The sequence below is a fragment of the Streptomyces sp. NPDC048604 genome, from assembly GCF_043199435.1.
Taxonomy (GTDB): Bacteria; Actinomycetota; Actinomycetes; order Streptomycetales; family Streptomycetaceae; genus Streptomyces.
This window is the reverse complement of record NZ_JBICVX010000011.1, coordinates 223,319-249,547: the sequence shown is the minus strand read 5'-3', so window position 1 is coordinate 249,547 and position 26,229 is coordinate 223,319. Positions and strand designations below refer to the sequence as shown.

At 73.3% G+C, this 26,229-nt stretch carries 23 protein-coding genes and 1 pseudogene; 8 read left to right on the top strand and 16 right to left on the bottom strand.

Features of this window, described 5'->3' with window-relative positions; translation table 11 throughout:
• Positions 1-6: 6 nt before the first annotated feature.
• Positions 7-660 carry a TetR/AcrR family transcriptional regulator gene (locus tag ACGFMM_RS23465; protein ID WP_393648368.1) on the bottom strand — a complete coding sequence of 218 codons (654 nt, stop codon included), beginning with the start codon at positions 658-660 and terminating at the stop codon, positions 7-9.
• Between the two features lie 93 nt (positions 661-753).
• On the opposite strand from ACGFMM_RS23465, the gene ACGFMM_RS23460 reads away from it, so the two are divergent.
• The gene (locus ACGFMM_RS23460; protein ID WP_393648367.1) at positions 754-2,220 is read left to right on the top strand and encodes an aldehyde dehydrogenase family protein; all 1,467 of its coding nucleotides are present in this window, start codon (positions 754-756) and stop codon (positions 2,218-2,220) included.
• Between the two features lie 147 nt (positions 2,221-2,367).
• Here the strand turns inward: ACGFMM_RS23460 and ACGFMM_RS23455 are convergent.
• The 4 genes and pseudogenes from ACGFMM_RS23455 to ACGFMM_RS23440 form a co-directional block, all read right to left on the bottom strand.
• Positions 2,368-2,736 (bottom strand): annotated as a pseudogene (locus ACGFMM_RS23455) (NUDIX domain-containing protein); the annotation flags it as partial.
• Positions 2,733-4,055 carry an NUDIX domain-containing protein gene (locus tag ACGFMM_RS23450; RefSeq protein ID WP_393648366.1) on the bottom strand — a complete coding sequence of 441 codons (1,323 nt, stop codon included), beginning with the start codon at positions 4,053-4,055 and terminating at the stop codon, positions 2,733-2,735. The pseudogene ACGFMM_RS23455 and the gene ACGFMM_RS23450, both read right to left, overlap by 4 nt.
• A gap of 107 nt (positions 4,056-4,162) precedes the next feature.
• Positions 4,163-4,810, bottom strand: coding sequence for a dihydrofolate reductase family protein (locus ACGFMM_RS23445; RefSeq protein ID WP_393648427.1), 648 nt, complete (start codon positions 4,808-4,810; stop codon positions 4,163-4,165).
• Positions 4,811-4,850: 40 nt separating this feature from the next.
• Complete coding sequence (locus ACGFMM_RS23440; protein ID WP_393648365.1) at positions 4,851-5,432, bottom strand: GNAT family N-acetyltransferase; 582 nt, start codon at positions 5,430-5,432, stop codon at positions 4,851-4,853.
• A gap of 129 nt (positions 5,433-5,561) precedes the next feature.
• Between ACGFMM_RS23440 and ACGFMM_RS23435 the strand changes: the two genes are divergently transcribed.
• On the top strand, positions 5,562-6,305 hold the full coding sequence (locus ACGFMM_RS23435) for an SDR family oxidoreductase (RefSeq protein ID WP_393648364.1): 744 nt from the start codon (positions 5,562-5,564) through the stop codon (positions 6,303-6,305).
• An 83-nt stretch (positions 6,306-6,388) separates the two neighbouring features.
• On the top strand, positions 6,389-7,276 hold the full coding sequence (locus tag ACGFMM_RS23430; protein ID WP_393648363.1) for a PhzF family phenazine biosynthesis protein: 888 nt from the start codon (positions 6,389-6,391) through the stop codon (positions 7,274-7,276).
• Positions 7,277-7,347: 71 nt separating this feature from the next.
• Here ACGFMM_RS23430 and ACGFMM_RS23425 read toward each other — a convergent pair whose 3' ends face one another.
• Both ACGFMM_RS23425 and ACGFMM_RS23420 read right to left on the bottom strand, forming a co-directional pair.
• Complete coding sequence (locus ACGFMM_RS23425; protein ID WP_393648362.1) at positions 7,348-8,016, bottom strand: response regulator; 669 nt, start codon at positions 8,014-8,016, stop codon at positions 7,348-7,350.
• Positions 8,013-9,140, bottom strand: a complete 1,128-nt coding sequence (locus ACGFMM_RS23420; RefSeq protein ID WP_393648361.1) for a sensor histidine kinase — start codon at positions 9,138-9,140, stop codon at positions 8,013-8,015. Before ACGFMM_RS23420 ends, ACGFMM_RS23425 begins: the two co-directional genes overlap by 4 nt.
• Before the next feature lie 197 nt (positions 9,141-9,337).
• On the opposite strand from ACGFMM_RS23420, the gene ACGFMM_RS23415 reads away from it, so the two are divergent.
• Positions 9,338-9,694 carry a DUF6223 family protein gene (locus tag ACGFMM_RS23415; RefSeq protein ID WP_393648360.1) on the top strand — a complete coding sequence of 119 codons (357 nt, stop codon included), beginning with the start codon at positions 9,338-9,340 and terminating at the stop codon, positions 9,692-9,694.
• 6 nt (positions 9,695-9,700) lie between these two features.
• On the opposite strand, the gene ACGFMM_RS23410 is transcribed toward ACGFMM_RS23415, so the two are convergent.
• Complete coding sequence (locus ACGFMM_RS23410) at positions 9,701-10,711, bottom strand: LuxR family transcriptional regulator (protein WP_393648359.1); 1,011 nt, start codon at positions 10,709-10,711, stop codon at positions 9,701-9,703.
• 115 nt (positions 10,712-10,826) lie between these two features.
• On the opposite strand from ACGFMM_RS23410, the gene ACGFMM_RS23405 reads away from it, so the two are divergent.
• On the top strand, positions 10,827-12,263 hold the full coding sequence (locus ACGFMM_RS23405; RefSeq protein WP_393648358.1) for an aminopeptidase P family protein: 1,437 nt from the start codon (positions 10,827-10,829) through the stop codon (positions 12,261-12,263).
• Positions 12,264-12,445: 182 nt separating this feature from the next.
• Here the strand turns inward: ACGFMM_RS23405 and ACGFMM_RS23400 are convergent, their stop codons facing one another.
• Positions 12,446-14,404, bottom strand: a complete 1,959-nt coding sequence (locus ACGFMM_RS23400) for an amino acid transporter (protein ID WP_393648357.1) — start codon at positions 14,402-14,404, stop codon at positions 12,446-12,448.
• A gap of 339 nt (positions 14,405-14,743) precedes the next feature.
• On the opposite strand from ACGFMM_RS23400, the gene ACGFMM_RS23395 reads away from it, so the two are divergent.
• Positions 14,744-15,790 carry a M4 family metallopeptidase gene (locus tag ACGFMM_RS23395; RefSeq protein WP_393648356.1) on the top strand — a complete coding sequence of 349 codons (1,047 nt, stop codon included), beginning with the start codon at positions 14,744-14,746 and terminating at the stop codon, positions 15,788-15,790.
• 53 nt (positions 15,791-15,843) lie between these two features.
• On the opposite strand, the gene ACGFMM_RS23390 is transcribed toward ACGFMM_RS23395, so the two are convergent.
• The 4 genes from ACGFMM_RS23390 to ACGFMM_RS23375 form a co-directional block, all read right to left on the bottom strand.
• The gene (locus tag ACGFMM_RS23390; protein WP_393648355.1) at positions 15,844-18,411 is read right to left on the bottom strand and encodes a phosphocholine-specific phospholipase C; all 2,568 of its coding nucleotides are present in this window, start codon (positions 18,409-18,411) and stop codon (positions 15,844-15,846) included.
• 261 nt (positions 18,412-18,672) lie between these two features.
• Complete coding sequence (locus tag ACGFMM_RS23385) at positions 18,673-19,170, bottom strand: NUDIX hydrolase (RefSeq protein ID WP_393648354.1); 498 nt, start codon at positions 19,168-19,170, stop codon at positions 18,673-18,675.
• A gap of 114 nt (positions 19,171-19,284) precedes the next feature.
• Complete coding sequence (locus ACGFMM_RS23380) at positions 19,285-20,223, bottom strand: universal stress protein (protein ID WP_393648353.1); 939 nt, start codon at positions 20,221-20,223, stop codon at positions 19,285-19,287.
• A 59-nt stretch (positions 20,224-20,282) separates the two neighbouring features.
• Positions 20,283-21,485, bottom strand: coding sequence for a helix-turn-helix domain-containing protein (locus ACGFMM_RS23375; protein WP_393648352.1), 1,203 nt, complete (start codon positions 21,483-21,485; stop codon positions 20,283-20,285).
• Positions 21,486-21,712: 227 nt separating this feature from the next.
• Here ACGFMM_RS23375 and ACGFMM_RS23370 point away from each other — a divergent pair, with 227 nt between their 5' ends.
• Positions 21,713-22,120, top strand: a complete 408-nt coding sequence (locus ACGFMM_RS23370) for an SHOCT domain-containing protein (RefSeq protein WP_393648351.1) — start codon at positions 21,713-21,715, stop codon at positions 22,118-22,120.
• A 213-nt stretch (positions 22,121-22,333) separates the two neighbouring features.
• On the opposite strand, the gene ACGFMM_RS23365 is transcribed toward ACGFMM_RS23370, so the two are convergent.
• From ACGFMM_RS23365 to ACGFMM_RS23355, 3 genes are read right to left on the bottom strand one after another with little or no spacing between them, the layout of a single operon-like run.
• Positions 22,334-22,906: an exonuclease domain-containing protein gene (locus tag ACGFMM_RS23365; RefSeq protein WP_393648350.1), complete on the bottom strand. Its 573-nt coding sequence runs from the start codon at positions 22,904-22,906 to the stop codon at positions 22,334-22,336.
• Positions 22,907-22,955: 49 nt separating this feature from the next.
• On the bottom strand, positions 22,956-23,621 hold the full coding sequence (locus ACGFMM_RS23360; protein ID WP_393648349.1) for a GntR family transcriptional regulator: 666 nt from the start codon (positions 23,619-23,621) through the stop codon (positions 22,956-22,958).
• 40 nt (positions 23,622-23,661) lie between these two features.
• Positions 23,662-24,882, bottom strand: coding sequence for a CaiB/BaiF CoA transferase family protein (locus ACGFMM_RS23355; protein ID WP_393648348.1), 1,221 nt, complete (start codon positions 24,880-24,882; stop codon positions 23,662-23,664).
• A 163-nt stretch (positions 24,883-25,045) separates the two neighbouring features.
• Here ACGFMM_RS23355 and ACGFMM_RS23350 point away from each other — a divergent pair, with 163 nt between their 5' ends.
• Positions 25,046-26,221, top strand: a complete 1,176-nt coding sequence (locus ACGFMM_RS23350) for an acyl-CoA dehydrogenase family protein (RefSeq protein WP_393648347.1) — start codon at positions 25,046-25,048, stop codon at positions 26,219-26,221.
• The last annotated feature ends 8 nt before the right edge of the window (positions 26,222-26,229 follow it).

The following is a 26,229-nucleotide window of genomic DNA, read 5'->3' as shown; positions in this document are numbered from 1 at the left end:
GCCGGGCTAGCCGTCCGCGCCGTGCCCGAGGGGGCCGTGCAGGGCGGCCAGAAGGAGCCGGAGCTCGGTCTCCGTGACCTCGGCCGCCTGCGCCGTGGGCGCGGGGCCGGGCGGGCCGAGGAAGGCCGAGCGGGCCAGGGCGGTGCCGATCAGGACCAGGGCGAGGACGTCGAGCCGGGCGGCCGGGAGCGGCCCGGCCAGCTCCCGGCGGCGTACGGCCCCGGCGATCAGCAGCTCCAGTCGCTCGCGCACGGCCAGGTACACGTCGTCGTGGAGGATCTGCCGCAGGTCGGCGTCGTGCGCCGCCTGGCCCATCAGAGACAGCAGCGCGGGCCCCGCCTCGCCGTCCAGGAGCCGCTGCTTGCGGGCGAGGAACTCCCGTACGTCCCCTTCGAGGGCGCCGGTGTCGATGCCGCCGAACTCGTCCAGCGTGATGTGCCGGGCGACGGCCCCGGCGAGCGCCTGCTTCGAGGGCCATCTGCGGTAGAGGGACGCGGTCGAGGCGCCGGCGCGGCGGGCGACCGCCGTGGTGGTGAACCCCGCGTAGCCGGACTCGTTCAGGACCTCGATCGCCGCGTCGATCAGGGCGGCGTCCACCCGGGGGTCCTTGCGCCTCCCCTTGTGCGGGGGGTGCGAAGTGCCGGCCTCGGTCGTCTTCATGCCGGAATTCTCTCGTGTCCGGGGCGTGGAAGGTTCGCCGCACCTCCCTCTATGCTAAACGAAAAGCTTTCGTTTCGTTTGAGTGGAGCGACGATGACGACGACGACCATGACGACGCACGCACCCGGATCCCGGACTGCCCCCGGGATCCCCGAGACCGTGGCCGCCGCCCGCGCGCGCTTCGACTCCGGCGCGACCCGCCCGACGGGCGACCGCGCCCGCCTCCTGCGCGCCCTGAGCGCGATGCTCACCGAGAACGAGACGGCCTTCGAGGACGCCCTCTGGAGCGACCTGCACAAGGGCCCGGCGGAGGCCCAGCTCACCGAGATCAGCGTGACCCTCGCCGAGATCCGCCACACCCTGCGGCACCTGCGCCGGTGGGCGCGGCCGAAGCGCGGCCCGGTCCCGGCGGTCCTGCTGCCGGCGAAGGCCCGGCTGGTGCCCGAGCCGCTCGGCGTGGTCCTGGTGATCGCCCCCTGGAACTATCCCCTGCAGCTCCTGCTGAACCCGCTGGTCGGCGTGCTGGCCGCGGGCAACACCGCGGTGCTCAAGCCGAGCGAGCTGGCGCCCGCGACCTCGTCGCTGGTCGCGCGGCTCGTACCGGCGTACTTCCCCGACGGCGAGGTCCGCGTCGTGGAGGGCGGCGTCGAGGAGACCACGGAGCTGCTGGCGCAGAAGTTCGACCACATCGTGTTCACCGGCAGCGGCTCCATCGGCCGCGTCGTCATGCGGGCCGCGGCCGAGCACCTGACGCCGGTGACCCTGGAGCTGGGCGGGAAGTCCCCGGTCTGGTTCGACGACGACGCCCGGCTGCACGCGGCCGCGCGCCGGCTGGCCTGGGCGAAGTTCACCAACGCGGGACAGACCTGCGTCGCCCCGGACTACGTGATGACCACGCCCGACCGGGTGCCGGCGCTCGCGGCGGCGCTCCGCACCGCGATCGAGGAGCTGTGGGGCCCGGACCCGCGCGCGACCCGGGACTACGGACGCATCGTCAGCGAGCGCCACTTCGACCGCCTGGTCGGCCTGCTCGACTCGGTCGACGCCTCCGACGTGGCCGCCGGCGGCACGCACGACCGCGCGGAGCGCTACCTCGCGCCCACGGTCGTCACCGTCCCCGCCCCCGCCGACGGTCCCGTCGTCGGCCCGGACGCGGCCCACCCCCTGCTGCGGGAGGAGATCTTCGGCCCCGTCCTGCCGATCGTCCCCGTCGCCTCGGCGCAGGAGGCGGTGCGGGTCGTCAACAGCTGGGACAAGCCGCTCGCCCTGTACGTCTTCACGTCCTCGTCCGACACCCGCCGCCTGTTCGAGCGGAGCACGTCCTCCGGAGCGGTCGTCCACGACGCGGGCCTCGTCCATGTCGCGGCCGCTGGGCTGCCGTTCGGAGGCGTCGGCGCCAGCGGCATGGTCGCGTACCACGGCGAGTACTCATGGCGCAGCTTCTCGCACCTCAAGCCGGTGCTGACCAAGCCCCTCTTCCCGGACACCCTCCGCCTGGCCCAGCCCCCCTTCCCCGCCTTCGCCCTCCGCCTCGCCCAGCGCCTGATGCGGCACGGCTGAGGGGACGAGCCGGAGCCGGTCGGCCGCGGGGCTGTACGCGACGGGGTCGGCGGGCTCCTGGAAGTGGAGCGCGAACCGCGCCCCGGCCCGGTACGCGTCCAGGCCGGCCCGGCAGTACGCGACCATCGGCTCCGGCAGTCCGCCGAGCGGGAACCACCGCATCGCGTCGCAGACGGCCGGCTCCCTGACGCTCGGGACGCCCGTCCAGTGGCGGACCTCGAAGAAGAAGCCGACCCTCGCGGAGCCGGAGGGGGAACGGTGATGCACCGTCACGGCGGCGTGCACCGCGCCGGGGTCAACCACGAGGCCCGTCTCCTCCAGGGTCTCCCGTACGAGCGCGGTGACGACGTCCTCGTGCGGTCCGTCGAGGTGGCCGGACGGCAGATGCCACAGGCCTGCCGCGTAGACGTCCCCGGCGCGCCGGGACAGCAGGACCTCGGGGCGGCCCCCGGACTCGGTGCGGATCGCGATCAGATGGACGTCGACGGGCTCGGTGTGACGGGTCGCGCCGGTCACCGGGACCAGCCGGACTCGCTGTACGCGCGCCCCGAGCGGACGCCCTCGACGGCTGCCCGGGCGTACGGGACGATCGCCTCCGGCAGGGCCTCGGGGTCCCACCACTGCCACGCCACGCACTTGTCGGGCTCGCGCAGCTCCGGGACGCCCTCCCAGCGGCGCGCGCGGAAGACGAGCTGGATGCGCGGGGTGGTGCCCGGCGCGTGGCGCAGATGGACCGTGTGGACCAGCTCCACGTCGTCCGGGTCGATCACGAGCCCCGCCTCCTCGTACGCCTCCCGGACCAGGCACGCCGTGGCCGACTCCTGCTCGCAGTGGCCCGCCGGGAAGTGCCACCGGCCGCCCGCGTAGGCGGAGTCGGGGTGACGCAGGCCGAGCAGCACCGCCCCGTCCTCGCGCTCCAGGTACAGATGCGCGCCCACGATGTGCGGAACACGTCGGACGGGCGCGGGCGTTGCCGGGGTGTTCCGCGCGTGCTCGAGCAGCAGCTCCCGCGTCGACCGAGGCATCGTCATGTCCGGGAACTTCTCGGGCCGGACCCAGGCGAGCATCACGCCCTCGGTCAGCGGCAGCGACGCCGCATCGCCGTTCCAGCGCCCGGCGTAGACCTGGACGGCCAGGCGGACGCCGTCGACGCCGACGACGTCCTCCACCGCGTACGGCACCAGGTCCGGGATGTCGAGCTCGGCCTCCTCCAGCAGTTCGCGGTGCATCGTGTCCAGCAGCGAGGCGTCCTGCGGCTCGCGCCCGCCGCCGAGCAGCCCCCACGCGCCCGGCTCCCAGATCCAGGGCTTGTTCGCGTCCCGCAGCTGCAGCAGGTAGCGACCGTGGCCGTCGTGGATCAGGGCCGAGGTGTTGACCGGTACGACCCGGCCGTCCGGATCGTCGCGCTCGAGCAGCGCGCGCAGCGTCGGGGACGCGACCTCGTCGTACGGCAGCCAGACCGCGCCCTCGGCCGCCTCCGCGGGCACACCGGTCGCCAGGCAGAGGACGAAGTGGACCTCCGCCCCCGTCGTGGGGTCGACGGCGACGTCGACCGGCTCGTCCCGGTACACGTCCGTCAGGCTGAGGCTGCCCGGCTCAAGCCCCGTTCGCGCCTGCAGCGCGCGCAGGGCGGAGGCCAACGGCGTCGCGTCGGCGGCCGCGACGGGACCGCCCGGCACGACGGGCCGGCCGGCGGCCCCGTCGCGTACGTGCAGGACGCGGCGCTCGCGGTCGATCACGGCGGCGCGGTACGTCACTTGGGACGCGGGGACCTCGGGGCTGCCGTCGAGGTGGGCGGTGATCAGCGAGTGGACGCGGGAGTGGGACGGTGGCACGCGGAACCCCGTTCGGGTCGACAGGTGGTGATGGGTCGGCGCAGGGTTCAACGCGCGGATGGCCGCTTTCGAACGCATGTGTTCAGGACATCCGAGTCCTCCTACGACTACGCCTGCTCCCGCTTCTCCACCTGCTCCTGCTCCTGCTCCTGCGGCAGATGGCGCTTGGCGTCCTCGTAGCCGGCGTCGTCCGGGGCGGAGGCGGGCGCGTACACGAGATTGAGCACGCCGGTCTCGAAGGTTTCGGACGAGACGAGCCGCAGAGGGACCGGCTGCTCCGACTCCTCGAAGAGGCGCAGCCCCTTGCCGACCACCACGGGGTGGACCAACAGGTTCAGCTCGTCCAGCACCCCCGCGGCGAGCAGCGCGCGGACGACGGAGACCGAACCACTGATCGCGATGCGGCTCTCGCCCGGCTCGTCCTTCAGGGCCCGCGCCGCGTCGACGAGGTCGCCCCGAAGCAGCTCGGAGTTGCGCCAGGTGAAGCGCAGCTGCTGCCGCGAGACCACGATCTTGCGCGCGTCGCCCAGGAGCTTGGCGAACGGCGCGTCCTCCCCGCCCGCGGCCTCCCGCTCCGGCCACGCGCCGGCGAAACTGTCGTACGTCCTACGGCCGATGATCAGCGTGTCCACGCGGCCCAGGACGGCGTCGACCGCGGCGCCCATCTCGTCGTTGAAGTACGGGAAGTGCCACAGGTGCGGGTCCTCCACGACGCCGTCGACGGAGATGAACAGCTGGGCGATGATCTTCCTCATGGTCACGCTCCGAAACGTGTCGGTTCGGTCCTGGCCGAAATCAGTCCTTCGCACGCAGGTCGAGGCGCATCAGGATCCGGGGATGGCCCGCCAGCACCGACGTGGTGTCGGCGGCGTGGGTGAAGCCGGCGCGCTCGAAGTTCTTGCGGAGCCCCGGGTACGCCATCGTCAGGTCCACCTTGGCAGAGCCGTTGTCGAGCGGGTACGCCTCGACCACCGGCGCGCCGTGGCTGCGCGCGAACTCGACCGCGCCCGCGATCAGGGCGTGCGAGATGCCCTGCTTGCGGTGGCCGGGCCGGACGCGGATGCACCACAGCGACCAGACCGGAAGGTCGTCCACGTGCGGGATCTTCCTGTTCCGCGCGAAGCCCGTCTCCGCCCGCGGGGCCACGGCCGCCCAACCGACCGGCTCGTCCCCGTCGTAGGCGATCACCCCCGGCGCGGTCGCCGCGCGGCACAGCTCGGCGACGTACTCGCCCCGCGCGGGGCCCCGCAGCTCGTTGTTGAGCCTGGACGGGATCCGGTAGCTCAGACACCAGCAGACGTTCGCCCCGGCCGATTTCGGCCCGATGACGGCACGTACGTCCTCGAACACGGTCGCCGGACGGACTTCGATGCTCACCCCTCCACGATCTCACGGCGTGGACGCGGGGCCCCGAAACGATCTAGCGTCGAGGCAGCGACGGCGTCGCACTCACAGAGCGACGGCGTCGCACTCACCCACTCACCACCACCGGCCTACGGGGAGACCATGTCCAACGGGAACGTGTCCATCGACAGCACCGAAGCGCCCGTCACCTTCATCACCGGCGGGTCGAGCGGGATCGGGGCGGAGACCGTGCGCCGCCTGCTGGACCTCGGTCACCGCGTCGCGGCGACCGGGCGCAGTGCGAAGAAGCTGGCCCTGCTGGCCGAGGCCGCCGCGGAGGCGGGCGCCGGCGACCGGCTGCTGACGTTCGAGGGCGACGCGGCGGACTGGGAGCAGGTGTCGTCGGCGGTCGAGGAGACCGTACGCGTCTTCGGGCGGCTGGACTACGCGATCGCCAACGCCGGGTACGCGACCAACGGCACGGTCGAGACCGGCGACCCCGAGGAGTGGCGGGGGATGGTGCTGACCAACGTCCTGGGCCCCGCCCTCCTGGTGCGGGCGGCGCTCCCTGCCCTGAAGGAGTCGCAGGGCCGGGTCGTGCTGGTCGGCAGCGTCGCGGGCTTCAAGAACACCCCCGGCAACCTGTACTCGATGACCAAGTTCGCGGTGACCGGCCTCGCGGAGAACGTCCGCATGCTCGTGACCGGTTACGGCATCGGCACGACGCTCATCGCCCCGGGCCGCGTCCGGACCCCGTTCTGGGACCCCCGCCCCGGCGGCGCCGACGCCGCGGGCGTGATGATCTCCGCCGAGCAACTGGTGGACACCGTCGTCTGGGCCATCTCCCAGCCGCGCGGCGTGGACGTGAACACCCTGGTGGTCCGCCCGATCGGCCAGTCGAACTAGGACCTGTCCGCGGTGAGCATCGTCGAGGGCGGGAGCAGATCGATCTGGGGAACCAACCCGGGGATCCCCGCCGTTGCCCCGGCATGAACTCCCAACGGGAAACCCCCGACGTCCTGCGTTACACCGCCTTCTCCGACGATCCCGAGGGAGGCAATCCCGCCGGAATCGTTCTCGACGCCACGGGCCTCAGCGACGAGGAGATGCTGGCGATCGCCGCCGAAGTCGGCTACAGCGAGAGCGCGTTCCTGACAGCACCGTCCGAGGGAGCGGGCTCCGGCGCGTCGGACGCCGGGCGCGCGTACACCATCCGCTACTTCAGCCCCAAGGCGGAAGTGCCCTTCTGCGGTCACGCCACCGTCGCGACGGCCGTGGCCCTCGGCGAGCGCATCGGCCCCGGCGACCTGGTATTCACCACGCAGGCCGGGACCGTGCCGGTCACCGTGACGCGCGAGGGCGGGGCGCTGCGGGCCACACTCACGAGTGTCGAGCCGCACATCGAGGAGGTCGCGGACGAGGACCTGGCAGAGGCACTCGCCGCGCTCGACTGGCCGGCCGGCGACCTCGATCCCGCCCTGCCTCCCCGCATCGCCTTCGCGGGCGCCCGCCATCTGATCGTTGCCGCCGCGAGCCGAGAGCGCCTGGCCCACCTGGCGTACGACTTCGCCCGCCTGGAGGCCCTCATGCACCGGCTCGACCTGACGACGCTGCAGTTGGTCTGGCGCGCCTCTGCGGAGGTCTTCCACGTCCGCGACCCGTTCCCGGTGGGCGGTGTGGTCGAGGACCCGGCGACCGGGGCAGCGGCCGCCGCCTTCGGCGCGTACGCCCGTGAGCTCGGACTCGTGCCCGAGGCGACGGTCCTCACCCTTCACCAAGGGGAGGACATGGGACGCCCCGGCGTCCTGACGGTGGAACTGCGGGCGGGCGACCGGCGGATCAGGGTCGGCGGCGCAGGGACCCGCATCCCGGCCTGATCCAAACGACAGGCCCTGGGCAAGGGACTTTCACGGGCGGAGGGCGCGGCGGGTGAACGGGACCGCCGCGCTCAGCGGTCGCCCGGTGCCACGAGTCCCGACTCGTAGGCCAGGATGACGAGTTGGGCGCGGTCCCGGGCGTCCACCTTCGTCATGGCCCGGTTGACATGCGTCTTCGCGGTCAGTGGGCTGATCACCATCCGCGCGGCGATCTCGTCGTTCGACAGGCCCCGCGCGACCAGCGCGACCGCCTCGCGCTCCCGCGCCGTCAGCTCCGCCAGCGTGCGGGGCACGGCCGCGGGACGTGACGGCGGCTCCGTCATGTACCGGTGGATCAGCCGCCGGGTGATCGAGGGCGCGAGCAGTGCGTCGCCGCGCGCCGCGACCCGTACCGCGTGCAGGAAGTCCTCGGGCACCACGTCCTTGACGAGGAACCCGGCCGCACCCGCCCGCAGCGCGTCGAAGACGTACTCGTCGAAGCCGTAGTTGGTGAGGATCACGACGTGCGTCCCCGCCAGGTCCGGGTCCGCGGCGATGCGCCGTGTCGCCTCGATGCCGTCCATGACCGGCATCCGCACGTCGATCAGCGCCACGTCCGGCCGGTGCTCCCGGGCGAGCGCCACGCCCTCCGCCCCGTCCGAGGCCTCCGCCACCACCTCGATGTCGTCCTCCAGGTCGAGCAGCGCCCGGAACCCGCTGCGCAGCAGCCGCTGGTCGTCCACCAGCAGGACCCGGATCACGACGCCTGCTCCACCGGGAGCTCCGCCTGCACGGAGAAGCCGCCCCCGTGGCGCGGCTCCGCCCGCAGCCGGCCGCCGAGCGCGGTGACGCGCTCCCGCATCCCCAGCAGACCGACGCCCGGCACCGGCGGATCGTCCGGCGTCGCCCGGCCGTCGTCGTCCACCCGGACCGCGAGCGCGTCCGGCCGACAGTCGATGCGCACCGACGCCGTGCCGGCCCCGGCGTGCCGGGCGATGTTCGTCAGCGACTCCTGGACGATCCGGTAGACCGTACGGTCCACCGCCGCCGGCACGTCCTGCGGCCGCCCGTCGATCGTCAGCGTCGCCTCCACACCGAACGTCCGTGCCCGCTCCACCAGTTGGGGCACGTCGTCGAGCCCGCGCGGCGGCGCGGTGTCGTCGTCCCGCAACGCCTCCAGGGTCGCACGCAGCTCCCGCGCGGCCTCCCGCGCCGCCTCCTGAATCGCGAGCAGCGCCTCCGGCACCTCCTCGCCGCGCTTGCGGCCCACATGCACCGCGACCTCGGCCTGCACCTTGACGATGGAGATCTGGTGGGTGAGCGCGTCGTGCAACTCCCGCGCGATATGCAGCCGTTCCTCGTCGGCGCGGCGGCGCGCGGTCTCCTCGCGGGTGCGCTCCGCCTCGTCCGCCCGCTGCTCGGCCTGCCGCAGCGCCTCACCCGCCGCGCCGGCCGCGACCAGCCAGGCGATCTCCAGCGCCCCGCGCGCCTGCGCGAACGCCTCGCCCGTGTCGTGCAGCCCCGACGCCAGGGCGGCGACGGGCAGCGCGGCCAGCATGGCCACGCTCCCGATCACGGTGACCGTGCGGTGCCCGGCGCGTACGGCCGCGTACACCGCGAACAGGTACGCGACGGCGGGCACGTCGAACCCGGCGGCCTGATACCCCACTCCGCACAGCCCCGTCACCGCCAGGACGGCCAGCGGCGCGCGGCGGCGGGCGATCAGCGCGAGCCCGCCGGCCGCGAGCAGCGCGTAGCCGAGCAGGTCGGGGACGGTCGCGGCGTGCCCGCCGGACAGCCCGGTGATCAGCAGGGCCCCGGCCACGCCGACGGCGATCGCCCAGTCGACGACGGCAGCGGGAATCCGGGCCTTCCATGTGCTCATGCGCGCACCCTAACCGCGTGCACCCGTCCGGCGAGTCCGTCCCACGGACGAGCGCCCGGCTACCGCGCGTGCAGTACGGACCTGCTGCCTGCGGCGTCCGCGGTAGCGCGAAGTGTCTGCGGCTGCCGGACGACGGGGGAGGGGCGGCGGGGACACGATCGATGTCGTCGCGCCGTACCGACTTCAAGGAGCACCCCATGTCCGTCAGCACCCTCCAGCTCGCCGCCGACGTCTACACCATGAGCGCCGGGCGGATCGGGGCCTCGCTCGCCGCCGTGCTCGGGCTCGCCGGCGCCGTCCTCGCCTGGTTCGCCGGCCGAGGCGGCCGAGGCGGCCGAAGCGGCCGCAGCGGAGACGCGAGCTGGGCCGGCCGCCACGGCGTCCTCGTCGCCCTGATCGCCGGACCGCTCGGCTTCCTCGTCGGCGGCCTCGTCGTGGTCACGGCGGAGGGCGGTCTCGGCACCGGCAACGGCCTCGGCGGCGGCGTCGTCGCGATGGTCTTCGGCCTGCTCAGCACCGCCCTGGGCCTGCGGGCCAGGAGCCGTGCGGCCTGACCCGCCTCACAGCCACCCCTTGCGCTGCGCCTGCAGCGCCAGTTGGAAGCGGTTGGCCGCGCCCAGACGGGCCATCAGGATCTGGAGCCGGCGGAAGAACGTCCGCCGGCTCACGCCCAGTTCACGGGCGACGACCTCGTCGCTCGCCCCGCCCGCGAGCAGCCGCAGCAGACGGCGGTCGGCGGGCGACAGGCCGGCGGGGGCGCCGGAGGGCCGGGGCGTGCCGCCGTGGAAGGGGAGCGCGTTCTGCCAGGTCTGCTCGAACAGGGCCACCAGCGCCGAGAACAGCCCGCAGGGCTGTACGACGAGCATCGTGTTGAGCACGTCCGCCTCCCGGATCGACAGCGACACCAGCGCGTACGCCTCGTCGATGATCAGCAGCTTCACCGGCACCGACGGCAGCACCCGCGCCTGCTCGCCGGCCTCGATGCACGGCTCGACGGTCTCCTCCAGACGGCCCGGCTCCTCCAGCGAGGCCCGCGAGTAGACGACCCGCTGCGTCACCCCGCGCGCCAGCGTGGCCAGCGCGTCGTCGGTCGCGCCCGGCTGGGGGAAGTACGGGGGCGATTCGAGCTGCCGGATCTGCTCACGGGCGCTCGCCCACGCGTGCCGCATCCGCGGGCCTATCGCCTCGCCGGTCACCACCTCGACGAGGTCGTCGTTGTACGCGGCGAGTCGCTGCCGCCGGAACGACTCGAACGCGCCGCCCACCGCGATGCGGGACTCCTCCAGCTCGGCCGCCCGGTGCCGGGCCAGGATCTCCAGGCCCGCGGCCGGCGGCACCGGGGCCACGACCTCCCCGCCCTCCTCGGCCGCACTGGCCAGCCCGGCGTCCGCCAGCTCGCGGTACGCCGCCGTCAGCTCCGGGCCCTCCAGGCCGGCCGCCGCGCCCACCGCCCCCAGCGGCGCGGGCGCCTGCTCCAGCAATGCCAGGTACACCCGCACCGCCCCGGGGCCGACCCCCAGGAGCCGCAGGGCCTCGCCCAGCCGCTCGTTGCCCGCACGCCGCATCGCCATGCCCGCATTATCGACGCTCCGCAGACGACGGGCATGGCCGATCGGTGTCAGTGGCACTCTTCGGCCCCCGCGGCAGGCCGTACCGCAGTACCGTCCCGGCGAACCCACTCGCACGATGCGGAAGAAGGTGCACGACGTGGCGAAGCGTCGGAAGAACGGCCTCTACTCTGAGATCTCCGACGAACTGTCCGCCCTCATGCGGACGGGCTGGGCGGACACCGAACGGCACGACCTCCAGCCGGACGAGCAGGCGCCGTACGCGGCCCGCCGCCGCGCGGCGCTCTCCGCGCGGTTCCCCGACGAGCGGCTGGTGATCCCCTCGGGCAACCTCAAGGCCCGCTCCAACGACGACACCTACCCGTTCCGGCCGCACTCGGCCTACGTCCACATGACCGGCGACCAGGCCCGCGACGGCGCGCTCGTCCTCGAACCCCGCGCGGACGGCGGCCACGACGCGTACTGCTACCAGCTGCCGCGCGACAGCAGGGACGGCAACGAGTTCTGGATCGGCTACACCGCCGAGCTGTGGATGGGCCGGCGCCCCTCCCTCGCCGAGGCGGAGCGGGTGCTCGGCCTGCCCTGTCGGGACGTCCGCACCGCGGCCGCCGACCTGGCCGCCGCCTCCCCGGCCGCGCCGACCCGGATCCTGCGCGGCGTCGACCCCGTCCTGGAGGCGGCGGTCAGCACGGACGAGGAGCGGGACTTCGAGCTGGAGGAGGCGCTGAGCGAGCTCCGTCTGATCAAGGACGACTGGGAGGTCGGGGAGCTCCGCAAGGCCGTCGACTCGACCGTGCGCGGCTTCACCGACTGCGTCGCCGAGCTGTCCCGGGCGGTCGAGACGTCCGAGCGGTGGATCGAGGGCACGTTCTTCCGCCGGGCGCGCGTCGAGGGCAACTCTGTCGGCTACGGCTCGATCTGCGCCTCCGGCGAGCACGCGACGATCATGCACTGGACCGACAACGACGGCCCGGTCCGCCCCGGCGACCTGCTGCTGCTCGACGCGGGCGTCGAGACCCGCACCCTGTACACCGCCGACGTCACCCGCACCCTGCCGGTCGGCGGCACGTTCACCGAGGTCCAGCGCAAGGTGTACGACGCGGTGTACGAGGCCCAGGAGGCCGGCATGGCGGCGGTCAAGCCCGGTGCCGCGTACCGCGACTTCCACGAGGCGGCCCAGCGGTCCCTGGCGGCGCGGCTGGTCGAGTGGGGATTCGTCGAGGGCCCCGCGGAGCGGGCGTACGAGCTGGGGTTGCAGCGCCGGTTCACGATGGCCGGCACCGGCCACATGCTGGGCCTGGACGTCCACGACTGCGCGCAGGCGCGCACGGAGGAGTACGTCGACGGGGTCCTCGCGCCGGGCATGGTGCTCACGGTCGAGCCGGGCCTGTACTTCCAGCCGGACGACCTGACGGTGCCGGAGGAGTGGCGGGGCATCGGCGTCCGTATCGAGGACGACGTGCTGGTGACGGAGGACGGCCACGAGAACCTGTCGTCCGGGCTGCCGCGCACGTCGGACGAGGTCGAGGCCTGGATGGCGCGGCACGCGGGCTGACCGGCCGCGGACACGAAGAAGTCCCGGTGCCGAACACGGGGGATACCCGGCACCGGGACTTCCGTTTAACATTCTACAAGATCTTCACCGCTGAACGCGATACCCCCACGGGTGTCACACGTCTCACCGGCTTGACCCCACATCGACGGCTTGGGCCGGCCCCTCGGGCCGGCCCAAGGGGCTCAGCCGACGTGGACCCGGGGCCGCTTCGAGCGGAACGGCTCGGCATTGCGGATGATCTCGCGGGTGACCGGCGCGACCTCGCCCCGGCCGAACAGGAAGAAGCGGGTCAGGTTGGCGATCGGGTCGCCCTCCGTCCACTCGAAGTAGACGTGCGGGCGGACCCCGGTGATGTCGCGGGCGTGCAGGAGCAGGGCCGCGAGCGCATTGGGCACGGAGGAGCTCTCCAGCGTCAGGACGCGGTAGCGGCCGTGCATGACCTCGCCCTTCACCGTGACGGCGGCCTCGAACTCGGACGGGTCCGTGACGGTGACCTCGATGAACACGAAGTCCTCGGTCTGGGGCAGGTCGTTGTCCGTGCGGATCTGCTCGATCTTCTCGCGGTACTCGGCGACGTCGCGGTTGTCGGGCTCGTTCGCGATGAAGCGCGGGGTGCGGTGGGAGATGTCGCGGATGAAGCGCTCCGCCAGATCGTCGAGCTCGACATGGGTGACCCGCAGCTCGAAGGAGCGGAAGAGCCGGGAGACGAACGAGATGAGGATGATGCCGGCGATGAAGCAGGCGCCGATCTTCACGCCGTCCGGACGCTCGATGACGTTCACGACCGTGGTGTAGACGAAGACCGCCGAGATGACGCCGAAGGCGATGGTCCAGCCGCGCTGGCCGGCCCGGTGCGCGGCGATGGTCACGGCGATGGCGGCCGAGCAGATCAGCACCAGGACACCGGTCGCGTACGCGCCGCCCTGGGCGTCCACGTCCGCGTTGAAGATCCACGTCACCAGGAAGCCGACGAGGGTGAACACGATGACCATCGGACGCACGGCACGGGCCCAGTGCGGGGCCATGCCGTACTTGGGCAGGTACCGCGGCATCAGGTTCAGCAGTCCGGCCATCGCCGACGCGCCCGCGAACCACAGGATCGCGATGGTCGCGATGTCGTAGACGCTGCCGAAGGTGTTGCCGAGGTACTCGTGCGCCAGATAGGCGAGCGCGCGGCCGTTGGCCTCGCCGCCGGGCTCGAACTCCTCGTGCGGGATGAGGACGGTGGTGACGAAGCTGGTGCTGATCAGGAAGACGCTCATGATCAGCGCGGAGGTGGTCAGCAGTTTCTTCGCGCCCCGGATCCGGCCGGCGGGCCGCTCCTCCGTGTCGCCCGGGTCGCCCTTGACGTGCGGCATCACCGCCACGCCGGTCTCGAAGCCGGACAGGCCGAGCGCCAGCTTGGGGAAGACGATCAGGGCGACGCCGATCATGGCGAAGGCGTTCCCGTGCTCGGCCGTCAGGGCGGCCGTCCAGTCGGTGACGACGTGCCCCTCGGTGACGACGTGCCACAGGCTGACGGCCACGACGATCGCGTTGAGGCTCAGATAGACGGCGACGAGGGCCACGGCGACGCCGATGGCCTCCAGGAAGCCCTTGAGGAACACTGCGCCGAGCAGGGCGATGAGGATCATCGTGATGAGGACCTCTTTGCCGTGCAGGACCTCCTCGAGGTGCGGGTTCTCGACCATGTGCTTGGTCGCGTCCGCCGCCGACAGGGTGATGGTGATCAGGAAGTCGGTCGCGGCGAAGCCCAGCAGGGTCAGGACGAAGAACTTGCCCTTCCACTTGGAGAGCAGCTTCGACAGCATCGCGATCGAGCCCTCGCCGTGCGGGCTCTCCTCCGCGACCCGGCGGTAGACCGGCAGCGCGCCGGCCAGCGTCACGATCACCAGCACGATGGTCGCGATGGGGGAGAGGATTCCGGCCGCCAGGGCGGCGATGCCCGGCTGGTAGCCGAGGGTCGAGAAGTAGTCGACGCCCGTCAGGCACATGACCCGGTACCAGGGCTGGCCCTTGTGGCCGACCTGCGGCGTCGGCTCGGCGGGCGGCCCGGCGGGGCGGCCCTTGCCCATGTCGGACAGCCCCTCCAGCATCCACGCGCGCAGTCTGCTCGCACGTGTCGGGGTCGTGGCGGCCATGGGGGTACTCCTGGGGCGACGGGATGGGAAGGTTTCGGCCGGCACGTGCCGATCCCGGTCAGCCTAGGCAGCGGCCCGGCGGCCGGCCCGGCGAGGTGCGTCAGGGAAGCGTCAAGATCCCCCGGTCGGACGTCGCATGCGTCACACCCGGCAGGCCCTGTCGGGGCAGGGAATCCGGAGGCCGGCCCGAGGCCCACCCGAGGCCGACCCGAGCCCGGTCCTGCCATGTACCTGGCCAAAACAGGGGTGGTTGCGCGAAGATCACGCCCGCACCGCAGATCACGCCCGCACCACACCACCCCCTACCGCTTCCACGCCATCCGCAACGGGAGGAAGTACATGGCTCACCGCACACCCCGCGGTCTGCTCGCCGCGGCCACCGCCACCGTGGCCCTGATCGTCACCGCCGGCTCGGCCTCCGCCACGGGGACCGCCCCGGCCGCGCCGGGCCCCATGGCCCGGGTCTTCATGGTCAACCCGGTCCAGTCCTCGGGCGACCAGACCCTCACCGACGGCAAGGACGCCGCCTCCGCGGTCCCCGCCACCGCCTACGCCACGGTCGCGCTGCGCAACCTGGACGGCAGCGGCGGGCTCTCCGGCCGCTGGGCCTCCGTCCGCTCCGACACCGGCGCCTCCGCGCGGCTCTCCGACGCCGCTTCGTACGACCGGCACGACGACCAGTTCGAGCAGGTCATGGCGTACTTCTGGGTCAACGAGGCGCAGGAGTACCTGCAGGGCCTCGGCTTCGGCAGCGAGCTGCCCGGCGCCAACGACCGGGTGCAGCCGGTCCGCATCAACCAGTGGGGCTCGGACAACTCCTTCTTCACCGACAAGAAGGCCGAGATCCGCTTCGGCAAGGGCGGCGTCGACGACGCCGAGGACGCCGAGGTCGTCATGCACGAGTACGGGCACGCCGTGCATCACGCCCAGGTGCCCGGCTTCGGCAGCTCCGTGGAGGCCGGCTCCATCGGCGAGGCGTTCGGCGACTACCTCGCCGTCGCGGTCGGCGAGCACGCCGCCGCCCGGTACGGCTGGCCGCTGAAGGCCGACGTCGCCTGCGTCGCCGACTGGGACTCCGTCCCGTACAGCGACGCCCCGCACTGCCTGCGCCGGATCGACTCGGACAAGACGTACGCGGACCGGGTCGGCGAGGTCCACGCGGACGGCGAGATCTGGTCCCGCGCGCTGCTCGACGTGCGCACCGCCCTCGGCCCGCGCGTCGCCGACCGGATCATCGTCAACGCCCAGTTCGGCTTCGCGCCCGACACCAGCTTCTCCGCCGCCGCGAACACCACGGTCGCGACGGCGCAGAAGATGTACGGCACGGGCGCGGCGGACGCGGTCCGCGCCGCGTTCCGGGCGCGGGGCATCCCCGGCGTCGCCTGACCGCCCGTGTCCCGGAGGCGGCCCGCCGCCTCCGGGACACGAACGGCACGGGGTCACCAGCCGAGCGGCACGACCTCCGCCGCCGACGTCCACGGGCCGCGGCCGCCCGCCTCGGTCAGCGCGACCAGCCGCACGTACCGGGCCTGGGACGGCGCGACGCGGACGTCCTTCGGCGTCGCGTCGTCCGCGAACACCCCGGCCGCCGCCCTGGCGCCCCAGTTCCGGCCGTCGGCGCTCAGATACAGCTCCCACGAGCCGATCCGCCCGTTCGGGGCGTCGGCGCGCGGCACGTAGCGCAGGCCCGTGACCGTACGGGAGAAGCCCAGGTCGAGCTGGATCTCGTGGGGCAGCGGCGCGGCCGTGCCGGTCCACTTGGAGTGCCAGATCGTGGAGGGACTGCCGTCCACCGCGTTGGTCCCGGCGCCGTTCTCGCCGCTGACCTCCTGGCTGTCGACGAAGGCGACCGTGCAGGGCAGCGGCCCGGAGCCCATGGCCGGGTCGCTGATGCCCGGCCGGCCTGTCTCCATGTGCCCGGCGAAGCGGCGCAGGAAGCCGTCGGCCGTGTCGGCCGTGGCGGTCAGGTCGTACCAGTGCCCGGTGGCCGCGACCGGGTACGCCTCCTCGACCCGCGCCCCGGGCGCGAGCGTGTGGCTGCGCGCGGCCACCGCGCTGTTGCCGGAGCTGACCGTCACCTTGCAGGACGCCGCGCCGGTGTTGGTCAGGACCAGCACCACCCGCTCTGCGGCGGCGTCATGACGGAGCGTCACCTCGGGGTTGGCGTTGCCCGGGGAGGTGGCGGTGGTGCGGTTGCCCGCGAAACGGCGCAGGAAGCCGTTGGGGCCGTACGCCGTGAGGTCGTACGCGCCCGTCGGCGTGCCCGCCACCCAGGTGTCGGAGAGCGTCTTGCCCGCCTCCACGGTGTAACGCCACGGCCCGTCGGTGCGGAACCGGTTGGCGTACACGCCGAAGTACGCGCCCGCCGTACCGCTGTTGACGAAGTCGATGACGAAGCCGCCGCTCGTGGCGCGGCCGTTCGCGGCCAGCTCGTACGGCAGCGCCCTCGTGGGCCGCACCCCCGGCTCGTGGGCGGGGAACTTCTGCGTCGACGGGGGAGTGCGGTACGTGCCGCGCGGGCCCTCGACCGCGACCGGCGTCGGCAGCGACGGGAACGCCGGCTGCGCCGTGCCGAAGTCGAAGGCGCTCATCAGATCGCCGCAGACGGCCCGCCGCCAGGGCGAGATGTTCGGCTCGGCCACACCGGTCCAGCGCTCCAGGAACCGCAGCACGGAGGTGTGGTCGAAGACCTCGGAGCAGACGTTGCCGCCGCGGCTCCACGGCGAGACGACGACCAGCGGCACCCGCGAACCCTGGCCGATCGGGGCGCCGGTCACGATCTCGCCGGTGTTCGGCACGGTGCTGATGCCGTCGCTCCCGTCGCCGACCACCGGCGGCGAGGGCGGCGGCATGTGGTCGAAGAAGCCGTCGTTCTCGTCGTAGTTGAGCAGGAAGACCGTCTTGTTCCACACGTCCGGGTGCGCCGCGAGCGCGTCCAGCAGCTTCGCGATGAGCACCGAGCCCTGCGAGGGGCCGTTCGTCGAGTGCTCGCACTCCGCGGTGTTGGCGACCAGCCAGGTCACCTTCGGCAGCTTCCCGGCGGCCACGTCGGCACGGAACGCCTGGGCGAGGCCGCCGCTGGGCTCGCGGCGCAACGCCCGGTCGTACAGACTGCGTTCGGCCGGCGTCAGCGTGCCCACGCCCTGCTCCAGCTTGGCGAGGAGGTCCGTGCGCCCCGAGGGAGTGGCGGCCAGCACCGCGTTGTAGAACGCCTCGACCTTCGAGTGGCCGCTGAAGGCGAGGGCCTTCTTCGCGACGTCGACGAAGGTCTTGAAGTACTCGAGCGGGTTGTCGGTGAAGTTGTCCCACTCCTGGTAGACCCGCCAGCCGATGCCCGCGCTCTCCAGGCGCTCGGCGTACGTCGTCCACGTGTAGCCGGTGTGGGCCGCGTTGCCGTACGGGGCGTTGCCGGTGGCCCAGGTCGTGGTGCCCGGCTCGTAGCCGATCTTCCCGGAGAACAGGTAGTTCCGGTTGGGGTTGGTCGGCCCCATCTCCGAGCAGTGGTACGCGTCGCAGACGGTGAACGCCTCGGTCAGCGCGTAGTGGAAGGCCAGTTGGTCGCGGCGGTAGCCGGACATGGTGTTGGTGCCCTTGGCGGGCACCCACTTGTCGTGCTTCCCCTTGTTCCAGGCGGTGTGCCCGTCCGACCAGCCGTGCGGGGTGCCGGCCATGTGCTGGTCCTCGACGGCGTAGGGCAGCACATAACCGTCCGGGTGGCCCGTCTTCAGGTTCGTGGTGACCGTGGCCGGCTGGTGAAACACCGAGCGCCCGCCGGGCACGGAGATCGCGGCCGGGTCGTTGAAGCCGCGCACCCCGCGCAGCGAGCCGAAATAGTGGTCGAACGAACGGTTCTCCTGCATGAGGATCACCACGTGCTCGATCATCTCGAGCCCGCCGGTCGGCGCCTCGGCCGCCAGCGCGCGCTGCACGCTCACCGGCAGCAGTGCGAACGCGCCGGCCGCGGCCGTACTGCCGGCCGCGAGACCGAGAAAGCTTCTGCGGTCCATGCTTGTTGCCCCTCCTCGTGGAAAGGCCGTCCTGGTCGGGGACGGCGTCGCCGGACGTCACACGGACGCCGACCACGGAAGGCTGGGGCAGTCGCATGGCCGGTTGCTTGCGTCCGAATGAACAATCTCCACGGGTCTATGCCAGTCGGGCTGCGTTGAAACCTGTGCGAACGTGTGGACTTCGCGAGGGTTCAGCAGCGGCGGCGGCAGCGGCGGCGGCAGCGGCGGCCGTCCGGGGTGCGCGGCCGCCGCCTCCGGCCGTCAGGCGTCGCGCCGGACCGCGTACCGTCGGAACGGCCCCTGCTCCAGCGGCAGTTCAGGGCACCAGCTCTTGAGGGCGTGGCCCGACGGGACGAACAGCGGGGCCGGCAGGGCGTCGGGGGAGAACCACTCCCAGCGGTCGATCTTGTCCGGCTCCGCCACCGCCGGCGTGCCCCGATGGACCCGGACGACGGCCACGGCGGTCAGCCGGGTCAGCGAGGCGCCGGGCGGGGTGTCGAGCAGGATCGCGACCACCTCGACGTCGGCGGGGTCGGCCACCAGCGTGGTCTCCTCGGCCAGTTCGCGGGCCGCCGCCGTCTCGATCGACTCGCCGGGATCCACCTTTCCGCCGGGCAGCTCCCACACGCCTGTCGGATGCAGCCCGAGCAGCACCCGGCCCTCCGCGTCGGTGACGATCACGCCCGCGCCGAGCGAGGCCTGCGCGGCGGGCGCCTGGAGGTTGCGGTGGGGCTGCGGGGCCTGCTCGGCCGGGGTCATGGGGCTCCTCGCGGGGCGGGTCGGTGCGGTCGTACGCCGCGGCGGTTCCGTGCGCCGTACGGCCGACAGCCTGACAGGGGCCGCCCTCCCGCACGCAGCCGCCCCCGCGCGTGCCTACGACTCCGCGCCGCCAGGCACCACCGCGACCGGGCACTCCGCGTGCAGCAGCACCGCGTTCGCCACCGAGCCCATCAGCAGCGCGCCCGGGCGCAGCCGGCGGTGGTGCCGCCCGACGACCAGGAGCCCGGCGGTCCGCGAGTCCTCCACCAGCCGGCCCGCCGCGTCCACCGGCGAGACGACCTGCGTGACCTGCACGTCGCGATACCGCTCGCCGAACGGCCCCAGCCGGGTGGCCTGATGCTCCTTCGCCTCGTCGGCGAGCTCCGGCCGCTCCGGGTCCGGCAGTTCCGTCAGCGGCATCACCGGCGCCGGCGGCCCGACCATCAGCATCGGGGACACCGGCACCGGGTACGCCGTCACCGCCTCCAGCGCGACACCGCGCCGCTGCGCCTCCTGGAACGCGAAGTCGAGGACCTCGTCCGCGGTCTCCTCCGGATGCAGCCCCAGCACCACCCGTCCCGCCTCCGGCCGGTCCGCGAGGGCCGCGGCCCTCGCCTCGTGCGGCACCACGACCACCGGGCACGGCGCGACGGACGTCAGCGAACGGCTGGTCGAACCGAGCAGCAGGCTGGCGAAGCCGCCGTGCCCGCGCGAGCCGAGCACCAGCATCCGCGCGCGGCGGGCCTCCGCGAGCAGCGCGTCGCTGACGGAGCCGTCCAGCGTCTCGTACGCGGCGCGCACCGCGCCCCCGGCGTACTCCTCCACATGCCGGCGCGCCCCGTCGAGCACCGGGTCGGTGATCTCCGGGTCCTGGCCCAGCGAGTGGATGCGGGCCAGGCCCACCTGGAGGTCCGCGGGGCTCACATGGACGACGCGCAGGTCCGCGCCGAGCCGGTGGGCCGCGCCGAGTGCCCACTCCAGGGCCCGCCGGCTGTGCTCGGAGCCGTCGACGGCGGCCACGACCGGGCCGTGCGGGGCCGTACTCGCAGACATATCGCTCATAGAGCTACGAATACCCCGTCAGCGACCGGTATGCGGGGGCGAAGCTCCCCTCACAGTCCCAGCCGGCAGCGGGCCGTCAGCGCCAGCGACAGCTCGACCACGTCCGCCGGCCGCGTCAGCGAGCGCCCGGTGAGCTGCTCCAGACGGCGCAGCCGGTTCAGGACGGTGTTCCGGTGGCAGTACAGCCGGTGCGCGGCGCGCTGGGCACTGCCGTCGCAGTCCAGCCAGGCGCTCAGCGTGCCGATCAGCAGATCCCGGTCGGCGGGCTCCAGACGCAGCACCGGGCCGAGCACCCGCTCCGCGAGCATGGCGCCCAGCGCCGGCGACGACGCGAGGAGCGCGGCCGGCAGATGCTCGTCGAGCAGCACCGTGCCGCCGCCCGGCGGGCAGGCGCGCAGCGCCACCTCCGCGAGCCGGCGGGCGTCGCCGGCGGCGGCCAGGGTCTCCACCGGCGAGCCGATCCCGACCGCCGCTCCGGGCGGAACCGTCAGCGTCCTCGCCAGCGCGCGCAGCGTGCCGTCCCCGACCGGCACGAGCCCGAACACCGTGTCCCCGTCCGCGTGCCAGACGATCCGCGGCCCGTCCGCCGGCACCGTGCGGGCCAGCGCCCGCACGTCCGGCGCCCCGGTCGCCGCGACGACCGCGTACGCCCCTTCCACCGGCAGCCCGAGCGCGGCCGCGACCTCCGGCAGATCGGCGATCCGCGTCGTGCCGTCGAGCAGTGCCGCCGTCATCCGGCGCAGCAGCTCCTCGCGCCGCCCGTCCGTGCGGGCCGCGGCGGCGCGATGGGCCTCGGCGACGAGGGTGCAGTGCTCGTCCACGAAGTTCCAGACGTCGGCGGCGACATGGACGAGCAGGCGTACGTCGTCCGGCCGGCGGCGGGCCGTCTCGTCCACCAGCTCCTGCCACACCAGACCCCCGCCGAGCCGGAACGCCTGCAGCACCGCCTCCCTCGGCAGTCCCCGCGCCGCCCATGACGCGCCCACCCGCTCGGCGCAGCGCCGCGCCTCCGCGCCGGACGGCCGGGGCCCGAGGAGCGAGCCGACGTGGTGCTGCAGTGTGGCCCGTACCTCGTCGCGCACGCCCGACGGGTCCGCGGCGAGCGCCGTCCGGAAGGCCGGGTGCCGCGCCGCCAGGGCGCCCACCAGCCGCTCGGCGAGTCCGTGCAGCCCGCCCGACAGGACCCGCGCGGCCCGGTGCAGGGCCGCCTCCGCCTCCGCGTCGACGGACCGGTCCCGTACGGCATGCAGCATCGCGTTCCTCCACCGGTGTCGGTCGGACCGTCGTCGAAGCGAAGAATGACATACCGTCCGGTCGGTCCCTAGGGGTCGGGGCGCATCGTTCCCGGATCGCAGCCCTCAGCGCGCCCGGCGTGACTCCGAGTGGTGATCAACTCGAGGTGGGGCTTCAGTGGAAGGAATCACCGGTCTTCCGGTACCCGAACGCCGGTCTTCCGGTGCCACGAACAGGAGAGCCGACCATGAACGCAGTCACCCTCGCGGCGGACTACCCGCTGCTCGAAGTCTTCTGGACCACGTTCTGGATCTTCCTGTGGATCCTGTGGTTCATGCTGCTCTTCCGGATCATCACCGACATCTTCCGCGACGACGACCTCAGCGGCTGGGGCAAGGCGGGATGGATGGTGTTCGTGGTGCTGCTGCCGTTCCTCGGCGTCTTCGTGTACCTCATCGCCCGTGGCAAGGGCATGGGCAACCGGGAGCTGAGCGCGGCACGGAAGAGCGAGCAGGCCTTCCGCAGCTACGTGCAGGACGCCGCCGGCAGCGGCCGCTCCACCACGGACGAACTGACCCGGCTCGGCGAGCTGAAGAACAGCGGCCAGATCACCGAGGAGGAGTTCCAGGCCGCCAAGGCGAAGATCCTCGCCTAGCCGTCATCCCGTCACCCCGTCACGCCGTCACCCGGGAGAACGAACGCTGTGGACGCCCCTCCGCGCGGGCGCGACACAGCTCATCGCCGCCGCCGTCGGTCCGGCCCTGGGGCTCACCCTGCCGAGGACCGACGGCGGCCGGCAGGTGGACGCCGACCGGACCGCCCTGTCTCGGTCATGCCGCCGTGTCACCCGGACGGTCATGTCGGCGTGTCACCCGGACGGCCAGCCCCCGCGCCGGGCCACGTCGAGGACCAGCGCTGCGATGTTCCAGGCGTCGTCCTCGCCACGGTGATGCCGGCCCTCCAGCGGGAGGCCCGCCACGGACAGCGCACGCGCCATTCCGGGGCGCTTGCGCAGCCCGTACGTCTGCGTGAACACGGCCTTGGCGTTGGTGTGCACCCGGCCGAACGGGTACCGGACCCCGGCCGCGGCGCACTGCCGGGTGAACTGGTTGCGGTCGTAGTCGCCCCAACTGGCCCACGGGCGCACGCCGGCGCCGTGCTCGGCCGCGAGCAGTCGGCAGGCGTCGGCGAACGGCACGCCGCCGTCGACCTCCTCCTGCGTGAGGCCGGTGAGCTCCGTGCAGAACGGGCTCACCCGGGACCGCGCCGGCCGGACCAGGATGCGGTGCCGGCCCAGACGCCGGCCGGCCGCCAGGTCCACGACCGTGAGCCCGATCTCGATGATCTCGCTCACCGCACCGGGCGGCGGCTGCCCGTCCCAGCAGGTCGCCTCCACGTCGACGACGTTGAGCAGCTCCGTAGGGAGCGTGTCGGTGTCCATACGGGCGAGCCTAGGGAGCGGGTGCCCCGTCGGACATCCGGTTTTTGAGTCAGCGCAGGTCGAGAACCTCGCGCAGCGCCGCCACCGCGTGCGCGCGGTGCAGGTCGAGGAGCCGTACCGCCTCCTCGGCGTCGCCGGCGCGCAGCGCGGCCACCACCGCGCGGTGCTCGTCGCGCACCCGGTCCCGGTTGGGGCGGGCGGCGTAGTACAAGGAGCGGTACGCGTCGGTGGCGTCCCAGAGGGTGCGGATCAGACGGACCAGGCGGGGGAGGCCCGAGGCCTCGATCACGATGAAGTGGAACCGCCGGTTCGCCGCGGCCATCTCCGCGACGTCCCCGGCCTCGCCGGCCCGCTCCACCGCCTCCTGCGCCTCCGCCAGGGCGTCCACGAGCCCGGGACCCGAGCGGGCGACGGCCTGCCGGACCGCCTCGCCCTCCAGGAGCTCCCGGATGCGGTAGACCTCCTCCAGGTCCGCCAGGGACAGCTCGGCCACGAAGTAGCCGCGGTGCGCGTGGTGGACGACGAGACCCTCGCCCTCCAGGATCTTCAGCGCCTCGCGCAGCGGCACCCGGCTGACGTCGAGCCGCGCGGCCAGGGCGTCCTGCCGGATCGGCTCGCCGGGGCGCAGCTCCCCGCCGGTGATGGCGCGCCGCAGCTCCTCCAGCACGAACTGCTGGGCGGTCGGCGGCCGCCGCCTCTGCACCGCGCTGCTCATCGCCTCCGCCTCTCCTCGCCGTCGTGACCGGCCCATCTTCCTACGCCGCGGGCTCTCCGCCCGTCTCCAGGCCCAGCTCCGCCAGCACCGCCTCGGTGTGCTCGCCGAGCGCGGGCGGCGCGCTGCGGTACGCGGCGGGCGTGCCGCGCAACCCGATCGGGTTGGCCACCGTGTCCGCCGCCGCGCCCTCGGCCACCGGGACCCGCGCGCCGAGCCCGATCCGGTCGGCCAGGCCGAAGGCGGCGGCGAGATCGTTGATCGGACCGCACGGCACCCCGGCCGCGGTCAGCTCCTCGAACCAGGCGTCCGCGGTCCGCCCGGCCAGCGGCCCGGACAGCGCGGCGACCAGTTCCTCCCGGTGGGCGACCCGGGCCGAGTTGGTCGTGAAGCGCGGGTCGTCGGCGAGCCCCGGCAGGCCGAGGCGGGCGCAGAGCACCCGGAACTGGCGATCGTTGCCGACCGCGAGCACCAGCGGCCGGTCGGCCGCGTCGAAGACCTCGTACGGGGCGATGCTCGGGTGACGGTTGCCCATCGCCCGCGGCACCACGCCCGCCCCGACGTACGCCGACGCCTGGTTCGTCAGCGCGGACAGCAGCGAACCGAGCAGCGAGACCTCCACCTTCTGGCCCCGGCCGGTGCGCTCGCGGTGCCGCAGCGCGGCCAGGACGCCCATCCCCGCGTGCAGCCCGGTGATCACGTCCACCAGCGCCACGCCGGCCTTGGTGCCCCGCCCGTCCGGCTCGCCGGTGACGCTCATCAGCCCGCCCATGGCCTGCACCAGCAGGTCGTAGCCGGGCAGGTGCGCCCCGCCGTCCGTACCGAAGCCGGTCACCGAGCAGTACACGAGAGCCGGGTGGAGCGCGCTCAGCTCCTCGTACCCGAGGCCCAGCTTCTCCATCGTGCCCGGGCGGAAGTTCTCCACCAGTACGTCGGCCCGGGCCACGATCGCCCGCGCCGCCTCCCGGCCGCGCGGGTCGGCCAGGTCCAGGGCGACCGAGCGCTTGTTGCGGTTCACTCCGAGGAAGTACGTGGCCTCGCCGTCCGCGAAGGGCGGGCCCCAGGCGCGGGTGTCGTCACCCGTCCCCGGCCGCTCGATCTTGATCACGTCGGCTCCGAGGTCGGCCAGCAGCATCGTCATGTACGGGCCGGCGAGCACCCGGCCGAAGTCGGCGACGACGATCCCGGACAGCGCGCCCGTATCAGTACCCCGCTGTTCGTCCGTGCTCCGCCGTTCGTCCGCACCCCGCTGCTCGTCCGCCATCCCGCCCACGCTCCTTCGCTCGGTGCCTCGCGACGCGGCGACCGTACGCAGCCCGGCCGGGAAAATCCAATACTGGATCCAAAATCTGATCAGCGGTTAATCTGCCGTCGGCCGGTCCCGCCGTACGGGCCCGGCGGTGCGCCCACAGCCTGGAGGCCGGTACATGAACGCGTCGCCCGTCCACCCCTTCGACCTGCTCGCCCTCGACGGCCTGCTCACCGACGAGGAGCGCGAGATCCGCCGCACCGTGCGGACCCTGGCCGACCGCGAACTGCGCCCGCACGTCGCCGACTGGTTCGAGCGCGGCGAGATCCCGGCCCGCGAACTGGCCCGCACCCTCGGCGGACTCGGCGTCCTCGGCATGCACCTGGACGGCTACGGCTGCGCCGGCACCAACGCCGTCGCGTACGGCCTGGCCTGCCTGGAACTGGAGGCCGTCGACTCCGGCCTGCGCAGCCTCGTCTCCGTGCAGGGCTCGCTCGCCATGTACGCGATCTGGAAGTACGGCTCCGAGGAGCAGAAGCGGCAGTGGCTGCCGGGGATGGCGGCGGGGGAGACGATCGGCTGCTTCGGCCTGACCGAGCCCGACGCGGGCTCCGACCCGGGCGCGATGCGCACCCGCGCCAGGCGGGACGGCGGGGACTGGATCCTCGACGGCGCCAAGATGTGGATCACGAACGGCTCCGTCGCCGACGTGGCCGTCGTCTGGGCCCGCACCGAGGAAGGAGTACGGGGCTTCCTGGTGCCGGCCGGGACACCCGGCTTCAGCGCCCCCGAGATCAGGCGCAAGCTTTCGCTGCGGGCCAGCGTCACCAGCGAACTGGTCCTGGACGGCGTACGGCTGCCCGCCGACGCGATGCTGCCCGGCGCGCGCGGCCTGTCCGGGCCGCTCGGCTGCCTCAACGAGGCCCGGTTCGGCATCGTCTTCGGCGCGCTCGGCGCGGCCCGGGACTGCCTGGAGACGGCGCTCGCCTACGCCGCCGACCGCGTCGTCTTCGACCGCTCCCTCGCCTCGTACCAGCTGACCCAGCAGAAGCTCGCGGACTTGTCCCTGGAACTCGGCAAGGGCATGCTGCTCGCCCTGCACCTGGGCCGGCTCAAGGACGCCGGCGCGCTGACCCCCGAGCAGGTCAGCGTCGGCAAGCTCAACAACGTCCGGGAGGCCATCGAGATCGCCCGGCAGTGCCGCACCGTCCTGGGCGCGAACGGGATCACGCTGGAGTACCCGGTGATGCGGCACGCCAACAACCTCGAGTCGGTGCTCACCTACGAGGGCACCAGCGAGGTCCACTCCCTGGTCGTCGGCAAGGCGCTGACCGGCGAGGCGGCCTTCCGCTGAGCCGCCCC

Bases quoted from the DNA above. Each gene is read 5' to 3' on its own strand.
- ACGFMM_RS23395 (WP_393648356.1), top strand. From the start codon at position 14,744: ATGGCTCACCGCACACCCCGCGGTCTGCTCGCCGCGGCCACCGCCACC.
- ACGFMM_RS23370 (WP_393648351.1), top strand. From the start codon at position 21,713: ATGAACGCAGTCACCCTCGCGGCGGACTACCCGCTGCTCGAAGTCTTC.
- ACGFMM_RS23375 (WP_393648352.1), bottom strand. From the start codon at position 21,485: ATGCTGCATGCCGTACGGGACCGGTCCGTCGACGCGGAGGCGGAGGCG.
- ACGFMM_RS23385 (WP_393648354.1), bottom strand. From the start codon at position 19,170: ATGACCCCGGCCGAGCAGGCCCCGCAGCCCCACCGCAACCTCCAGGCG.
- ACGFMM_RS23445 (WP_393648427.1), bottom strand. From the start codon at position 4,810: ATGAGGAAGATCATCGCCCAGCTGTTCATCTCCGTCGACGGCGTCGTG.
- ACGFMM_RS23360 (WP_393648349.1), bottom strand. From the start codon at position 23,621: ATGAGCAGCGCGGTGCAGAGGCGGCGGCCGCCGACCGCCCAGCAGTTC.
- ACGFMM_RS23400 (WP_393648357.1), bottom strand. From the start codon at position 14,404: ATGGCCGCCACGACCCCGACACGTGCGAGCAGACTGCGCGCGTGGATG.
- ACGFMM_RS23420 (WP_393648361.1), bottom strand. From the start codon at position 9,140: ATGAGCACATGGAAGGCCCGGATTCCCGCTGCCGTCGTCGACTGGGCG.
- ACGFMM_RS23415 (WP_393648360.1), top strand. From the start codon at position 9,338: ATGTCCGTCAGCACCCTCCAGCTCGCCGCCGACGTCTACACCATGAGC.
- ACGFMM_RS23365 (WP_393648350.1), bottom strand. From the start codon at position 22,906: ATGGACACCGACACGCTCCCTACGGAGCTGCTCAACGTCGTCGACGTG.
- ACGFMM_RS23430 (WP_393648363.1), top strand. From the start codon at position 6,389: ATGAACTCCCAACGGGAAACCCCCGACGTCCTGCGTTACACCGCCTTC.
- ACGFMM_RS23460 (WP_393648367.1), top strand. From the start codon at position 754: ATGACGACGACGACCATGACGACGCACGCACCCGGATCCCGGACTGCC.
- ACGFMM_RS23410 (WP_393648359.1), bottom strand. From the start codon at position 10,711: ATGGCGATGCGGCGTGCGGGCAACGAGCGGCTGGGCGAGGCCCTGCGG.
- ACGFMM_RS23355 (WP_393648348.1), bottom strand. From the start codon at position 24,882: ATGGCGGACGAGCAGCGGGGTGCGGACGAACGGCGGAGCACGGACGAA.
- ACGFMM_RS23350 (WP_393648347.1), top strand. From the start codon at position 25,046: ATGAACGCGTCGCCCGTCCACCCCTTCGACCTGCTCGCCCTCGACGGC.
- ACGFMM_RS23435 (WP_393648364.1), top strand. From the start codon at position 5,562: ATGTCCAACGGGAACGTGTCCATCGACAGCACCGAAGCGCCCGTCACC.
- ACGFMM_RS23405 (WP_393648358.1), top strand. From the start codon at position 10,827: ATGCGGAAGAAGGTGCACGACGTGGCGAAGCGTCGGAAGAACGGCCTC.
- ACGFMM_RS23390 (WP_393648355.1), bottom strand. From the start codon at position 18,411: ATGGACCGCAGAAGCTTTCTCGGTCTCGCGGCCGGCAGTACGGCCGCG.
- ACGFMM_RS23465 (WP_393648368.1), bottom strand. From the start codon at position 660: ATGAAGACGACCGAGGCCGGCACTTCGCACCCCCCGCACAAGGGGAGG.
- ACGFMM_RS23380 (WP_393648353.1), bottom strand. From the start codon at position 20,223: ATGTCTGCGAGTACGGCCCCGCACGGCCCGGTCGTGGCCGCCGTCGAC.